Annotated in this window: 12 protein-coding genes; 3 read left to right on the forward strand and 9 right to left on the reverse strand. The window is 69.1% G+C overall.

The genetic code is table 11. The annotated features are described in order from the left end of the window. Window positions 1–71 precede the first annotated feature (71 nt). From QQK83_RS04690 to QQK83_RS04700, 3 genes are all read right to left on the reverse strand, one after another. On the reverse strand, window positions 72–1,835 hold the full coding sequence (locus QQK83_RS04690; protein WP_284262165.1) for a hypothetical protein: 1,764 nt from the start codon (window positions 1,833–1,835) through the stop codon (window positions 72–74). Further along, window positions 1,832–2,806: a membrane dipeptidase gene (locus QQK83_RS04695; protein WP_284262167.1), complete on the reverse strand. Its 975-nt coding sequence runs from the start codon at window positions 2,804–2,806 to the stop codon at window positions 1,832–1,834. The genes QQK83_RS04690 and QQK83_RS04695 overlap by 4 nt, the downstream gene beginning before the upstream one ends. A 102-nt stretch (window positions 2,807–2,908) precedes the next feature. After that, window positions 2,909–3,520, reverse strand: a complete 612-nt coding sequence (locus tag QQK83_RS04700; RefSeq protein ID WP_284262169.1) for a tetratricopeptide repeat protein — start codon at window positions 3,518–3,520, stop codon at window positions 2,909–2,911. Between the two features lie 344 nt (window positions 3,521–3,864). Between QQK83_RS04700 and QQK83_RS04705 the strand changes: the two genes are divergently transcribed. After that, complete coding sequence (locus tag QQK83_RS04705) at window positions 3,865–5,601, forward strand: hypothetical protein (RefSeq protein ID WP_284262171.1); 1,737 nt, start codon at window positions 3,865–3,867, stop codon at window positions 5,599–5,601. A 5-nt stretch (window positions 5,602–5,606) separates the two neighbouring features. Further along, window positions 5,607–6,632: an SUMF1/EgtB/PvdO family nonheme iron enzyme gene (locus QQK83_RS04710; protein WP_284262173.1), complete on the forward strand. Its 1,026-nt coding sequence runs from the start codon at window positions 5,607–5,609 to the stop codon at window positions 6,630–6,632. A gap of 301 nt (window positions 6,633–6,933) precedes the next feature. On the opposite strand, the gene QQK83_RS04715 is transcribed toward QQK83_RS04710, so the two are convergent. The 3 genes from QQK83_RS04715 to QQK83_RS04725 form a co-directional block, all read right to left on the reverse strand. Beyond that, window positions 6,934–7,857, reverse strand: a complete 924-nt coding sequence (locus tag QQK83_RS04715; protein WP_284262175.1) for an IS110 family RNA-guided transposase — start codon at window positions 7,855–7,857, stop codon at window positions 6,934–6,936. 318 nt (window positions 7,858–8,175) lie between these two features. Beyond that, window positions 8,176–10,425, reverse strand: coding sequence for a xanthine dehydrogenase family protein molybdopterin-binding subunit (locus tag QQK83_RS04720; RefSeq protein ID WP_284262177.1), 2,250 nt, complete (start codon window positions 10,423–10,425; stop codon window positions 8,176–8,178). A 3-nt stretch (window positions 10,426–10,428) separates the two neighbouring features. After that, entirely contained in the window at window positions 10,429–10,893 is a 465-nt protein-coding gene (locus QQK83_RS04725; protein WP_284262178.1) for a (2Fe-2S)-binding protein, read from the reverse strand. A gap of 93 nt (window positions 10,894–10,986) precedes the next feature. Between QQK83_RS04725 and QQK83_RS04730 the strand changes: the two genes are divergently transcribed. Next, window positions 10,987–11,619 carry a TetR/AcrR family transcriptional regulator gene (locus tag QQK83_RS04730; protein ID WP_284262180.1) on the forward strand — a complete coding sequence of 211 codons (633 nt, stop codon included), beginning with the start codon at window positions 10,987–10,989 and terminating at the stop codon, window positions 11,617–11,619. A 100-nt stretch (window positions 11,620–11,719) separates the two neighbouring features. Here the strand turns inward: QQK83_RS04730 and QQK83_RS04735 are convergent, their stop codons facing one another. The 3 genes from QQK83_RS04735 to QQK83_RS04745 form a co-directional block, all read right to left on the reverse strand. Further along, entirely contained in the window at window positions 11,720–12,049 is a 330-nt protein-coding gene (locus QQK83_RS04735; protein ID WP_284262182.1) for a DMT family transporter, read from the reverse strand. A gap of 96 nt (window positions 12,050–12,145) precedes the next feature. Then, on the reverse strand, window positions 12,146–13,120 hold the full coding sequence (locus tag QQK83_RS04740; protein WP_417750331.1) for an ABC transporter permease: 975 nt from the start codon (window positions 13,118–13,120) through the stop codon (window positions 12,146–12,148). After that, window positions 13,113–14,123, reverse strand: coding sequence for an ABC transporter permease (locus QQK83_RS04745; protein ID WP_284262184.1), 1,011 nt, complete (start codon window positions 14,121–14,123; stop codon window positions 13,113–13,115). The genes QQK83_RS04740 and QQK83_RS04745 overlap by 8 nt, the downstream gene beginning before the upstream one ends. Window positions 14,124–14,188 lie beyond the last annotated feature (65 nt).

Below are 14,188 nucleotides of genomic sequence, written 5' to 3' on the forward strand. Positions count from 1 at the left end.
CCAGGGGTAGCCCGCGCCGCGCGCGGCCTTGCGCGCCGCGGCCTCCAACTCGCCAAGGGAGAGGCGCAGGGTCACGGGGCCGGTCCGGGATCGGGCAGGGGGGCGGGCAAGGGGTCTGGCAAGGGGTCGGGCTGGCGGGCTGCAGAGACGGGCACGTCGGGATAGACCCAGAGGTCGCCGGTTCCCGGCGTCAGCGCCTCGGGGTAGGGGGCACCGGCGAACATGCGGATGCGGACCCAGCGGTCCGAGCGCGGATCGAAACCGGTCGCCCCGAAGAAGCTGAGCTTGGCGCGCAGCATGTCGATGGGCATCAGCTCGGCCCCGATCAGGTTGTCGCGGATCTCGGAATAGGGCGAAAACCCCGAGATCTGCGCCCGGCGCACCGCGATCCGGTGTTCGGGGTGCCGCAGGAGGAAGGCCGCGACCGGCCCCTCCGGGGGCCAGTCCGACAGGGCGCGGTAAGCCAGCACCGCGTCGCGCGCGGTGGCCAGCGGCTGCTCGTATGCGGCGATGGGTTCCTCGTGACGCTGGCCCAGCCGCGGCTCCAGCTTTTCCTCGGACACGTACCAGGCGCGCGCGGTCGGGGCCTCGGCGGTCCAGTCGATGTCGAGCGCCCAGCCGAAGACCTCGGCGATCAGCGCCCGGACCTTGCCCACGGGCATCTCGCCCTCGATCCGGAACCCCGCGTCGAGCGTGTCGGACATGCAATGCGCCAGCCCGTCCACCAGCGCGCCATAGGGCTCGAGGACGAGCGAGGCCAGCGCCTCCTGCCCCTCTTCGCCCAGCGTCGTCGCGGACCAGTCGAGCAAGGCGGCCCAGGGCCGGGGCGGCCCCGCCATCTCGGCGAGAAGCCGGTCGAGATCGGCGGTCAGTCCCGCGGTCCTGGCGATCTGCACCGGGTGCTGCGAGACGGCCTTGGCCACGCCCGCGCGCATCCGCCGGGCGAGATCGGCGACCATGCGCCACTCCGCGTCCGTCACGATCTCGAGCGCGCGGACCCGCGCGATGGCCTCTTCGCGGGCCATGATCCAGTTGTTCAGAAGGCAGGGGTGGTTGACGAGGAAGGGCGCCATCCCGAGGCCGGTGGAATTGCCGATCCCCAGCGCCTGCGCCGCCCCCGCATCGAGCCGCGCGGCCCTCGCGCCGCCGCGGGCATCGGCACGGGCGCGGGCCATGTGCTCGACCAGGTCGCGCACGAACAGGCGGATCAGGTAGACGGTCAGCATCTCGGCCTGGAAGGGCGCGTGCAGCTCGGGGCGGTCCTCGATCAGGACGCGGTCGGCGGCGCCGAACTTGCCCGAGCCGTAGACCGCCGTGGTGCGCATCAGGTAGCCGACCTCGGCCAGCTGTGCGGGGTCGGGCTGCTGCCCCTCGGCCAGCCGGGCGACGACATGGTCCCACAGCCGCACCGAGCGGTTCGCGCGGCTCAGGCACAGCTCGCGCTCGGTGATCCGTCCCGCCTCCTGCAGGGGGACGTTGGCGGCGAGCCGCGCGATATCCGCGGGCTCGGGCAGCCCGTCGAACAGGGCAAAGGTCGCGTCCCATGCCTCGGCGATCACGCGGTCGCTGCGTTTCTCAGGCGGCAGGTCATGGGCGAAGGCGACCAGCGCGTAGCTGCGGACGGGTGTCTGCACCGCGTAGACGGCATGGCCCACGCCCGCCGCGTCGATCCGCCAGTCGGCGCAGGCGATCCGCCAGCCCTCGCGCGCCATGCGGCGCGTCAGCTGGCGCATGAAGCTCAGGCGACACTGGTGCAGCGAACCCAGCCGCGACAGCCGCATCACGTCGGCGGGCGGGCGGAGCTGGGTGGTGTGGTCGCGGCCCGCCTCGGTCATGGCGCGGGCCCGAAATTCGCGGCGAAGAAGCGATACCAGTTGCCGCCCATCACCCCCTCGATCTCGGCGTGGGACAGTCCCACCGCGGCCAGCCCCTCGGCCAGCCGCCCGAAATCGCGGTTGTCGCGGAACCAGTCGGGCATCGGCGGAAAGCCCGGCGCGGCGGCCGAGCCTTCGCCGTAGTCGATGTCCTTGGTCCAGCGCCCCACGCGCATCCATTCGACCACGCTGTCGGGCTGGTCCTGGCACAGGTCCGAGCCGATCCCCAGGTGCTCGACCCCGTAGCGGTCTGCGGTCTCGGCGATCATCCGGCAAAAGCTGTCGAGCGTGCAGGCGCTGCCGTCCTTCAGATGATGGGGATAGAGCGAAAAGCCCAGCATCCCGCCGCGCGCGGTCACCGCGCGCAGCACGGCGTCGGACTTGTTGCGCCGCGCAGGGTGCCAGGCGGCGGGGTTGGCATGGGTGATGGCGATGGGCCGGGCCGACACCTCGGCCGCCTCGAGGGTCGAGCGGTCGGCGGAATGGCTCATGTCGACGACAAGGCCCACGCGGTTCATCTCGGCGATGACGGCGCGGCCCATGCGGGTCAGGCCGGGGTCTTCGGCCTCGTAGCAGCCGGTCGCCAGAAGCGACTGGTTGTTGTAGCTCAACTGCATGAAACGCAGGCCCAGCCTATGCAGGATCTCGACCAGTCCGATGTCATCCTCGATGGGCGAGGGGTTCTGCGCGCCGAAGAAGATCGCGGTGCGCCCCGTATCGCGCGCGTGGTCGATGTCGGCGGCGGTGCTGCCCCTGAGGATCAGGTCGGGATGACGCTCGAACCAGCGGTTCCAGCGTTCCAGCTGCAACACTGTCTCGCGGAAGGTTTCGTGATAGGCGACGGTGACATGCACGGCATCGAGGCCGCCGTCGCGCATCTGCCGAAAGATCGTTTCCGACCAGTTTGCGTATTGCAGCCCGTCGATGCGCATCGCGTCCCTTTCCGCCCCCCGCGGGCCAGCATGGTCGCTGCGCGCCGATAGGTCAAACCCCGCGATGCCGCGCGGCGTCGGGTTCCGGGGTCGGGTGCGGTGTCAGCCCTGCGCGGGGTCCGGCCCGGATCGCGCCACGGCGCTGCCGGTGGTGCCGGTGGTGCCGGGCGGGCGCGCCGCCTCGGGGGGTGGGTTCACCGGCGGGCTGCCGATGTGGCCCAGCACGGCGCGGGCATCCGCGGCATGGCCCGCGGCGACCATCGCCTCGGCCAGCAGGGCCCTGAGCGCGGCATTGCCCGGTGCCGCGTCCAGCGCCAGCACGAGAATCGCGCGGGCCGCCAGCAGGTCGCCCGTGGCCAGCGCGATTCGCGCCTTGTGGCAGGCGACCCGCCAAGGCGGGAGCCGCCCCTCGGCCTCCGCCTCGGCGACCGCCGCGCGGGCGGCCTGAATCGCACCCGCGGCAAGGGCCGCCTCGACGATGAGGTCGAGAGCCTCGGGGTGATCGGGCGTGGGTGCCGGTGCCGCGCCGCTGTCCGCCGTCCCGCCGGGATCGCCCTCTGCGACCTGCGCGCGCAACCGTGCCAGCGGCGACCGCGCAAGGTCGGGCTGGCCGCCCTGCGCCCCGCCCTGCACCTGTGCGCGCTCCCTTCCGCGCGCCGAAGCCGCCCCGGCGTCCATGCCGGACCCTTCGCCGATCGCCCTGTCCCGTGTCATCTGCGCCCCCGCCCCTTCACCACGTTCACGTCCCCCGTTCGCGGCCTGGTACCCGTTCCCCCGGACCGCCGCGCAGGCCGGACCCGGCCCGCCGACCGACAGTTGCGTCCATCGGTTAACAACTGGTTAACGCGCAGGAGATGCGCAGCGGATGCAGGTCAGACGGGCGGGGGCGGTCGGTCGGGGTGCCTTGTTCTTGTGCGCCTCCGCCCGGTGGATGCGCGATGCCCCCCTTTGGGGGCGTTGCGAAGGCAAGGCGGGCTTCCAAGCGTTGCGTCACGGGGCAAGGTGTTGCAACACTTGGGGGATTGCCATGCGCATGTGCTGTTTCCCCCTGTCCCGTTTTGGAGTTCGCCTTGTCCAGATCTCGGTCTTTCGGTCATGTCCTTCGTGCGGTCGCGCCCTGCATCCTCGGGCTGGTGCCGCCCGCTGCGCTTGCCGACGGCATCGGCTTGCCGGATCCCGCCCGTCTCGAGGTGCAGCAGGCCCAGCTTGCCCGCGACATTCCCGGCAGCGTCTTTGCCCTCAACCCGCTGCGCAACGACCAGGGCGCGGTCGATGCCGCGGGCACGCGGTTCACGCTGACCTCTCTCAATCCCGCTGTGAACCACTGGTTCGTGCTCGAGATCGCGCCCGCTTCGGGCCGCGCGCAGAGCGTTCACCTCGAAAGCGGCGATGCCGAGGGCACGCGGCTGTCGCTGGTCGGCGGCGACGATCCGGCGCTTCGAATCGACCGCGACGGAGAGGTGTTCGACTGCCGCCCCTGGGCCGATGGCGCGCTCGAGGAGGCCCGCGCGAGCGATCTGCCCTTCGCGCCGGTCTGCGACTGGTCGCTCTTCGTGCGCAACCCCGTGCGCGGCAACCGCACCACCCGCGAGGCCGTGTCGCAATTCCTGCGCGACAACGTGATCTTCGGCGATTCCATCGTGAACCTGATCAAGGGCGCCTTCTACGAGGACGCCTTCATGGTCTCGTCCGAAGGGATCGAGGCCGAGGAAGACATCGACGGTGTCGCCCTGCTGGGCACCGCGCGGCTCGACCGGACGCCGCAGATCCGGCCCTATTGGGGCTTCGACCTGGTGGGCGATGACGCGGGCCGTGTCACCGCGGGGTCCTGGTACGAGATCGAGGATGCCCCCGGCATCTATGCCAGCGCCATGCAGCCCGGCATGATCGCCCGCGAGGTCTTCGACGTGCCGGGCGCGAACGGGCTCGACGGGGTCGAGCGCAACGCCGATGTCTATCTCGTGGCCTTCGACCTGACCCGGTTCGAACTGGGCTACGAGATCGGCACCGATCATCCCGGTCTCGAATGGTCCTCGCGCCCCTCGGGGGCTGGCCGCCATTACCAGGCCCCCGGCCCGGACGGGTTCGACCGGCCCGATCCGCTGGTCTTCACCGGCATGCTGTCGCCCAACCTCTATGACCGGGTGGCGGCGACCTTCACCGGCGGGTTCAAGCGCGACCATGGCGCGTGGCGCTTCGGCCAATGGGCGACCTTCAACTGGGGCAACCACTACGGGTTCCTGTCGCATGGCGTGCTGTTCTCGCGGCTCTGGCCGGGGCTTGCCACGCTCTATGTCACCACCGAGGGTGAGGTCGGCATGGGGACCTGGGCCGAGGCCGACGCCGCCCGCCTCGGCGAGATGGTCTTTGCCCGCCAGAACGGCGTGCCGTTGATCGAGAACGGCGTGCCGGGCAGCCAGGTCACCTCCTGGGGGGGCGGCAACTGGTCGGGGTCGGCCGAGGCGCAGCTGCGGACATTGCGCGGCGGGGCCTGCATGCGTCAGATCGGCGGTCGGCCGTTCCTGATCTACGCCTATTTCTCCTCGGTCACGCCGTCGGGCATGGCGCGCACCTTCCAAGCCTATGACTGCGACTATGCCATGCTGCTGGACATGAACAGCCAGGAGCTGACCTATCTCGCCGTCTACACCCGTGACGGCGACGAGATCGAGACGCGCCACCTCGTGTCCGGCATGGCCGAGTCCGATCCGCGCGGCAGCGGCGGGGCCGTGCCCCGCTTCATCGCCGCCCCCGACAACCGAGATTTCTTCTACCTCGTCAGACCGGAGGAATGACCCCGATGTCCCGTCGCCTGCTCAAGACTGCCCTCGCCACGCTTGCCGTCACCCTGCTGTCGCTGCCCGCCGCGGCGCAAAGCCTTGCCGAGCGGAACGAGGCGATGTTCCGCCAGATGCAGGATATCCGCGGCCTGTCAAACGCCGAGATCACCCGCGTGCGCGCGATCTTCGCGGCCTCTCCGAACGGCTGGATGGGGCAGGGCAACCCCTCGGTCACGCGCCACCCGCTGACCCCCGAGGAGGCCGCGGCGCGGCTTGGCGGCTCGGTCGAGCAGGTGCGCAACAGCTACCGCAACCGGGACTACGAGCGCATCTGCGGCGAACCCTTCATGGTGCCGCTCTACGATCCGGCGACGCAAGGCCCCTCGGATGCGACGGTCTGCGCCGACATGTTCGAATATCCCAATATCCCGCTCGCCTACCCCGTGGTCTGGGTCCGCGCCAACGAGGCCGCGCAGCTCTGCGCCGCCGAGGGCAAGCGGATGGGCGACGCGCATGAATGGGAAGGGGCGGCCGCGGGTCAACTGCTGCCGCCCGACTACCCGTTCGAGCGGGTCCGGGGCATGGGGATGTCGCCGGCCGTGAACACGATGCGCAGCCTGCACAACCAGCGCTACGCGAACACCTCGGGCACCTATTCCATCGGCAGCTGGCGCGCGGGGGTCTGCGCGACCGGCAGCTTCAAGACCGCGTCCTGCAACGGCGGCAGCTTCACGGGATGCGGCTCGAACACCTACCCGGCGGGTTCCTTCCCCGAGTGCCGCTCGCCGCTGGGGGTCCATGACATCGACGGCAACGCGGCCGAACACATGAACCTGCCCCTTGCCGAGGACCAGATGGCAAGCCGCGGCTCCACCAGCCTGGGCGTGACCGAGATGAAGGGGTCGTGGTTCATCTGGGACACGATCCGCGCCCATGAGCATTGGGCCCGCTGGCGCGCGCCCTTCTGGCACGGCACCCGCGTGATGTCCGAAGCCAGCCACCGCAACTACCACCTCGGTTTCCGCTGCTTCCGCGACGTGGGGTGACGCCACACCACCCTCGAAAAAGGCCTTCCCGGTCCCTCCGGCGTGTTAACCCCGCATCAAGGTTAACGCGCCGCCGCCGCCCCCCGGTCATGCCGCCAGACCCGCCAACATGCGGCGCGCATGCGCCGGGGGCCGCGGGGCATGCGAACGCGCAGGGCCAGAAGGGTGCAGCAGCGGTGACTCTGCAGACGCGCCGGTGCCGCCGTGCGGCCATGACCTCGGGCCAAGTCCCCACCAGCGCCTAACGATCCCGCCTCGCGCCCTGCTTCTCCGTTTCACAAGTATCCCGGCAATAGTATTTTCAGGTTGTGTAGCTGAAGTCCTTTTGGTCTCGGATCATGGCGTTGAGGATGGTGAGGAGTTTTCTTGCGGCGGCGGTGATGGCGACTTTCGGAGGCTTTCCGCGTTCGACCAAAGTGTCCCGGAAAGGGCGGAGCGCACCTGCGCCTCTGCTGGCGTGCATGCCGGCCGAGTAGAGCGCGCGGCGCACCGTGCAGCGTCCACCTTTGATCCGCCTGCGACCGTGCCGTTGCCCGCTGTCGTTGTCCATGGGAGCAAGGCCTGCCAGGGCCGCCAGCTTGCGTGCGTTCAGCTGGCCCAGTTCCGGCAGTTCGGCCAGAAGCGTCGCGGCGGTCACCGGCCCCACCCCTGGTGCGGTCTGCAGCCTGCGTGCCTTGCACGACAACGGCTCGGACTGCTTTATCTCGGCCGCGATCAGGGCGTCGATCGCTGCGATCTCATCGCTGAGCAGGGCAATGACGCGCGCTCCCGAGGCGGCGACCTGGGCGGGCATATGCTCTGCCGCGCGGGTCCGTTCGATCTGGCGCAGGCTGACAAGTTGCCGCCTGCGCACGATATATTCCCTGAGAGCTGCCGTGTCTTGCGGGGCCGCGTCCTGTGGGGCGGGCTGAAGCAGCTCACCATAGCGCCGCAGCAGGACAGCATCCGCCCGGTCGGACTTCGCCTTGATCCCGAGCAGCCGGGCAAGGTCTTTGGGCGCTGTGGGTGTGAGCCGGACGAAGCGGGCCCCGGCGGTGCGCAGGGCCAGGGCCAGCGGTCTGTCATGGCGCCCGGTGGCCTCGAAGAGGACGATGGCCTGCTCCGCGCTGGCCTGTGCGGCAAAGCCATCCAGGTCATCCATGGCGTGCCGGGCGCACCCGTGGACGGGGTGAGAGATGTCGATCCAGTTCTTGGAGATATCGACGCCGATATAGACTTGGGACATGTGGTTCCTTACCCTGTCTGCGGGGTCTGCGGTGAACAGCCCCGAGCAATAGTTCAGGTTGCTATTGTGACGCGGATGGCTCCCAGGCCGGGATCCAGGCTCAAACGCCTCCGGGGAGCACGGGATGCCATCCGCACATAAACCTAAACCGATTCCTCATAGACAGGGGGAGTCCGAAGGACGGGGGCAGAGCCCCCCCTTTTGGAACAGCATCACCACTCCACGCAGCGCCAGCCGACCGCACCGACCGCACCGCGCCAGCGGTGCCACCGCGGTCGTGGGCGCAGGCCGCAGGCCGAGCCACGCCGCAAAGCCCCCTCAGATCACGAAACGGACACGCCGGTTCAGCGGCAGGTCGCGGATGCGCTCGCCGGTCAGGTCGAAGATCGCATTGGTCAGCGCCGGGGCGGCAGGTGGCGTCGCGGGTTCGCCCACGCCGCCGATATGGCCCTGCGTCTCGAGGATGCGCACCTCGACCTCCGGCATCTGCCCCATCCGCAGCGCGTCGTAGTCGGGGTAGTTCCACTGCTCCACCTCGCCGCCTGCGAAGCTGATCTCCTCCATCATCGCCGCCGACAGCCCGTAGACGAGGCCCCCCACCATCTGCGCCTCGATGATCGACGGGTCGAGCGCGGTGCCCACGTCGCAGGCGATCCAGGCCCGCGTCAGCGCGATCTCGCCGCCGCGGTCGGCCACTTCCACCACCACCGCCACGGGCGTGTGGAAGGAATGGGTCATCGCAACGCCCATGCCCGTCCCCTCGGCCCGCGGGGCGGACCAGCCCGACATCTCGGCCACGGCCTCGAGCACGCCCGCGGTGGGCGCATTCTCGTTGCGTGCCAGCTCCAGCCGGAAGCCCAGCGGGTCGCGGCCACCGGCCAGCGCCATCTCGTCGATGAAGCTTTCCATGAAGAAGCCGTTGAACGAGTTGCCGACCGACCGCCAAAAGCCGACGGGCACAGACAGTTCCGCCAGGTGCCCGGTCACCCGGTAGTTCGGGATCGCGTAGGGCTGGTTGAACATCCCCTCGACGTGCCCCTTGTCGGGGCCGGGGGGGGCGCTGCCGGTCAGCCGCGCCATGGATTGACGCGTGACCGAGGGGGCGGCGACCCGCCCCTCGAGCGCATGGGCAAAACCGTTGCGGATCACGCCGCGCATCCGCGCCGCCGCGGCGGGGCGGTAGAAATCATGGCGCATGTCCTCTTCGCGGGACCACGTCACCTGCACCGGCGTGCCCGCCATGGCCTGCGCCACGCGGGCGGCGAGCACGACGAAGTCGTATTCGCCCCGACGCCCGAAGCCACCGCCGAGATAGGTGACATGGCAGCTCACCTGCTCCGGCTCCAACCCCACCGCGCGCGCGGCAGCCTCTTCCGCGAAACCGGGCGCTTGGCTGCCGGTCCAGATCTCCAGCCGGTCGCCGGTGAAATGGGCCGCCGCGCTCATCGGCTCCATCGTGGCGTGCGCGAGCCAGGGCACGGTATACTCCGCCTCGATTACCCGGTCCGCGGGCTGGATCTCCATCCGCTCCACGTCGCCCTCGTCGCGCAGCGTCGAGTTCGCCTCGCCCTCCAGCGCCGTGCGGATCACCTCCATAAGCGCCTCGGAGGTCTCGGGGTAGGGGGCGGGCCCCCACTCGATCTCGACCGCCTCGACGGCGCGCATGGCAAGCCAGGTGTTTGTCGCCACAACGGCGATGCCTGTCCCGAGGTCGATCACCCGCTCGACGCCCGGCATCGCCACGGCGGCCGAGGCGTCGAAGGCGCGCATCGCGCCCCCTAGCCGCGGGCACATCCGCACGGTGGCAAAGCGCATCCCCGGCAGGCGCTTGTCGATGCCGAACTCGGCCCGCCCGGTCACCTTCTCAACCATGTCGAGCCGCGGCATGGCGCGCCCGAGGTATTTCCACGAGGACGCGGGCCTCAGCGCCACGCGGCGCGGCGGGTCGATCCCGGCGGCGTCTTCCGCCAGCTCGGCATAGGTCAGCTCGATCCCGCCCGGCGCGATCACGCGCCCGTTTTCCGTCGACAACGCCTCCACCGGCAGGACCAGCCGCGCGGCGGCGGCCTGTTTCAGCACCTCGCGCGCGGTCGCGCCCGCCTGCCGCAGCTTCTCGTAGGCGTCCAGCGTCGAGGTCGAGCCGCCGGTCACCTGCAGCCCGATCATCTTGGGCAGGACCGACATCGCCTCCACCATCATCTCCTGCCAGGCGGTCCGGTCGTAATCGGTCGAGGGCAGGGCGTGGCTCATCAGGCCGGCGTTGTAATAGGCCTGTGCGGCGGGGCCATGGATGACGCGCACGTCTTCCCAGGCGACGTCCAGCTCCTCGGCCAGCAGCGCGGGCAGGGTGGTGTAGACGCCCTGTCCCATCTCGGCCCGCGCGGCGACCAGCTTCACCCCCTCGCGGTCGATGATGATCCATGGGTTCAACGCGACCTCGCCCTCGCCCGGCTGCAGCGGGTTCGGCAAGGCGCGGCGGTACTGCCAGACGCCGAAGGCGACGCCGCCCGCCACGGCGGCCGAGCCGATCAGGAAGCTGCGTCGCGCGATCTTGCCCCAGTTCGCCATGGCTCACCCCTCCTGCAGCGCGCGGGCCGCGTCATGGATCGCGGCGCGGATGCGCGGATAGGTGCCGCAGCGGCAGAGGTTGCCCGACATGGCCGCGTCTATGTCCGCGTCCGTCGGCTCGGGTGTCCGGGCCAGCAGGCTTGCCGCCTGCATGATCTGGCCCGACTGGCAGTAGCCGCATTGCGCGACCTGGTGCGTGACCCAGGCCGCCTGTAGCGCATGCAACGCCTGCGGATTGCCCAGCCCCTCGATCGTGGTGATCTCGCCCCAGACATCGGCCAGCGCCACCTGGCAGGACCGCACGGCCTCGCCGTCGATCTGGACGGTGCAGGCGCCGCAGGCGGCGACGCCGCAGCCGTATTTCGTGCCGGTCAGCCCGATCTCGTCGCGCAGGACCCACAGAAGCGGCACATCGTCCGGCAGGTCGACCCGGTGCTCGGTTCCGTTGACGGTGAGAATGGTGGCCATGGGTGCCCTCCGCTTCTGGCGCAATGACAAAAGTAGCACATAGTGTCAGACTGTTCAATTGACAGATTTGACGATTTTTGTCATTCCCCTGTCATGGACGCGACACCCCTTCCCCGGACCCTCACCGAGCGCATTCTTGCGCTGGCCCCTGACCGCTCGCGCGGGGTGCTGGTGGCCGCTTACGCGACCTTTCTGCAATTCGGCGTCCGTCGCGCCTCGATGCAGGATATCGCCGACGCGGCCGGCATCAGCCGTGCGGCGCTCTACCTGCATTACAGGAACAAGTCCGAGATCTTCCGCGCGCTGATGGCGCATTACCACGAGGCCGCCGTCAGCCTGGTGGCCGAGGTTCTGGCCGAAGAGCAGTCACCGACCGACGCCTTGCGCGCCGCCTTTGCCGCGCAGACCGGCGATGCCGCGGTCGAGATGATGGCCTCGCCCCATGCGGACGAGTTGCTGTCGCTCAAGCAATCCGCCGCGCGCGACGTGATCGCTGCGGGACATGACCGGCTGGCCGATGTCTACGCGACCTGGATGCAGGCGGGCGTTGCGGCGGGCCGCATCTCGATGACGGGGGCGGGCCCCGACCCGCATGTCACGGCGCAGGCCATGCTGGCCGCCCTCGACGGGTTGAAGCCGCTTGGCGTCGACCGCGAGGGTTATGCGGCGGCGCGCGACAGGCTTGCGGTGCTTTTCGGGCGGGCGCTGACGCCGACGCGCCCCTAAAGCATCTTGCGCAAAAGTGGGAACCGGTTTTGCGCGCCTCGAACATGCGAAATCAAATCGGTAGAGCGGATCGCGTGAATGCGAATGACCGCGACCCGCCCTAGTCCGGCGTCGCGCCCGACCAGACATTCAGCACCACGACCCCCGCCACGATCAGCCCGATGCCCAGCATCGCCGGCCCGTCGAGCCGCTGGCCGTAGACCAGCCACCCGATCAGCGTGACGGCCGCCACGCCCACGCCCGACCAGATCGCGTAGGTCACGCCCAGCGGGATCGTGCGCAGCACAAGCGCGAGGAAATAGAAGGCGATGGCATAGCCGATCACCACGACCACGGCGGGGCCAGCCCGCGTGAACCCGTCCGAGGCTTTCAGCGCGGTGGTGCCGATCACCTCACCGGCGATGGCGACGATCAGGTAAAGCCAGGGCATGGGCGGGCCTTTGTCCGTTGGTCCATGGAAAACTGCAGTTTTCCCGGGCGAAAAACTGCAGTTTTTCGGACCGGAAACCTGCAGGTTTCCGCACCCTTACCGCCCGCGAATGCGGGGGTCCAGCGCGTCGCGCAGCCCGTCGCCGATGTAGTTCACCGCAAGCACGGTGAGCGAGATCATCATGCCGGGCCAGATCACCCGCTCGGGGTGCTGCTGGAGGAAGTCGGTCGCGTCGAACAAAAGCTTGCCCCAGGTCGGGAAATCCGACGGGAAGCCAAGGCCGAGGAAGGACAGCGCCGACTCCGTGATGATCGCGTTGGCGATGCCCAGCGTGGCCGAGACCATGATCGGCGACATCACGTTGGGCAACAGGTGGCGCGTGATCATCCGGTGGCTCGGCGTGCCGATGGAGCGGGCGGCGAGCACGAATTCGCGTTCCTTGATCGCCAGCACGTCGCCGCGCACCACGCGGGCGGTCTGCATCCACGAGGTCGCCCCGATCACCACCACGATGAGGATGAAGATGCCCCCCTCCGGCCCGAAGGCCGCGCGCAGCTGGTCGCGGAACAGCATGATGATCACGAGCAGCAGCGGCAGGAGCGGCATGGCGAGGAACAGGTCCGTCAGCCGCATCAGCGGGCCGTCGAGCTTCTTGAAATAGCCCGCGATCACCCCGATCAGCGTGCCGAGGAACAGCGCGAGCAGCATCGCCACCATGCCCACGGCGATGGAGATCTGCCCGCCCGCCATCATGCGGGCCATCGTGTCCCGGCCCAGCTGGTCGGTGCCCATCGGATGCGCCCATGTCGGGTCCGAGTTGCGCGGCCCGGCAAAGGGTTGCTGGGGGTCGATCGTCCAGACCAGCGGGCCGATGGTGACGAAGAGGATGGCGAAGATGAAGAAGCCCAGCCCGAAGAGCGCGCCCTTGTGCGTCTTGAACTGGTCCCAGACATCCCACCACTGGTTGCGGGGGGCGCGGTAGGTCTCGAACTCCATCACCGGGGCGGCACCCGCGGGCGTCGCGCCGGCCGTCTGCAGCGGCTGGTTCGGGCCGTCGGCACTGTCAGTCATAGCGGATCCTCGGGTCGAGCACGCCGTAAAGCACGTCGGCGAGAAGGTTGAAGAGCACGATCAGCACCGCGAAGATCACGCTGACGGTCTGCACCACGGGCACGTCGCCGCCCTGGATGGCGATGATCAGCAACTGGCCGATCCCGTTCACCTTGAACACCTGTTCGGTGATGATGGCGCCGCCGAAGACGGCGGGGATGTTCAGCGCGATCACGGTGATGACCGGGATCATCGAGTTGCGCAGGACATGGACCAGCACGACGACCTGTTCGCCAAGCCCCTTGGCGCGCGCGGTGCGCACGTAATCCTGGTTCAGGTTGTCGAGCATCGAGGCGCGCATGTAGCGGCTGATCTGGCTCGCGTTATAGAGGCCCAGCACCATCACCGGCATGATGATCTGCTTCACCTGCACCACGAAGCTGTCCCAATCCGTCACCTCGTGGGTGGTGTCGTAGACCGACGGGAACCAGCCAAGGTGGACGGCGAAGATCACGATGAAGAGGACGCCGGTGAAGAAGGTCGGAACCGAGAAGCCGACCATCGACACGAAGGTGCCGACCTGGTCGAAGACCGAGTATTGCTTGTAGGCCGAGATGATGCCGAGCGGCAGGGCGATCAGGATGCCGACGATATAGGAGGTGCCCACCACCCACAGCGTCTGCGGCATGCGCTGGACGATCAGGTCCATCACCGGGCTGCGCGTCTGGTAGGAGATGATGCGCGCCCCGTCGTCGGGGGCGACGTTCAAGCCCGTCCATCCCTCGATCAGGTGCAGCGGCTCGTCCCAGACCATCAGCTTGAGCCATTTGAAATACTGGATCAGCACCGGGTCGTTCACGCCCAGGCTTTCGCGGATCTGCTCGCGCACCTCCGGCGGGATCGTCAAGGGAAGGCCCGCCGTCGGGTCGGACGGCGAAAGCTTCACGATCAGGAAGATGATGAAACTGATGAACAGAAGCGTCGGGATCGCAAGGATCAGGCGACGGATCGTGTAGGTCAGCATGGGCCAACGCCTCGGGTCAGAAGTTTCGGTTTCGCGGGTTGGCCCGCGCCGAGGGGTCGGCGCGG

The sequence above is a fragment of the Roseicyclus amphidinii genome (assembly GCF_030163755.1).
Taxonomy (GTDB): Bacteria; Pseudomonadota; Alphaproteobacteria; order Rhodobacterales; family Rhodobacteraceae; genus Roseicyclus; species Roseicyclus amphidinii.

What these genes read in the sequence shown, in the direction of transcription:
- QQK83_RS04710 (WP_284262173.1), top strand. Translation starts at nt 5,607, where the DNA reads ATGTCCCGTCGCCTGCTCAAGACTGCCCTCGCCACGCTTGCCGTCACC.
- QQK83_RS04740 (WP_417750331.1), bottom strand. Translation starts at nt 13,120, where the DNA reads ATGACTGACAGTGCCGACGGCCCGAACCAGCCGCTGCAGACGGCCGGC.
- QQK83_RS04725 (WP_284262178.1), bottom strand. Translation starts at nt 10,893, where the DNA reads ATGGCCACCATTCTCACCGTCAACGGAACCGAGCACCGGGTCGACCTG.
- QQK83_RS04715 (WP_284262175.1), bottom strand. Translation starts at nt 7,857, where the DNA reads ATGTCCCAAGTCTATATCGGCGTCGATATCTCCAAGAACTGGATCGAC.
- QQK83_RS04690 (WP_284262165.1), bottom strand. Translation starts at nt 1,835, where the DNA reads ATGACCGAGGCGGGCCGCGACCACACCACCCAGCTCCGCCCGCCCGCC.
- QQK83_RS04745 (WP_284262184.1), bottom strand. Translation starts at nt 14,123, where the DNA reads ATGCTGACCTACACGATCCGTCGCCTGATCCTTGCGATCCCGACGCTT.
- QQK83_RS04700 (WP_284262169.1), bottom strand. Translation starts at nt 3,520, where the DNA reads ATGACACGGGACAGGGCGATCGGCGAAGGGTCCGGCATGGACGCCGGG.
- QQK83_RS04720 (WP_284262177.1), bottom strand. Translation starts at nt 10,425, where the DNA reads ATGGCGAACTGGGGCAAGATCGCGCGACGCAGCTTCCTGATCGGCTCG.
- QQK83_RS04695 (WP_284262167.1), bottom strand. Translation starts at nt 2,806, where the DNA reads ATGCGCATCGACGGGCTGCAATACGCAAACTGGTCGGAAACGATCTTT.
- QQK83_RS04730 (WP_284262180.1), top strand. Translation starts at nt 10,987, where the DNA reads ATGGACGCGACACCCCTTCCCCGGACCCTCACCGAGCGCATTCTTGCG.
- QQK83_RS04735 (WP_284262182.1), bottom strand. Translation starts at nt 12,049, where the DNA reads ATGCCCTGGCTTTACCTGATCGTCGCCATCGCCGGTGAGGTGATCGGC.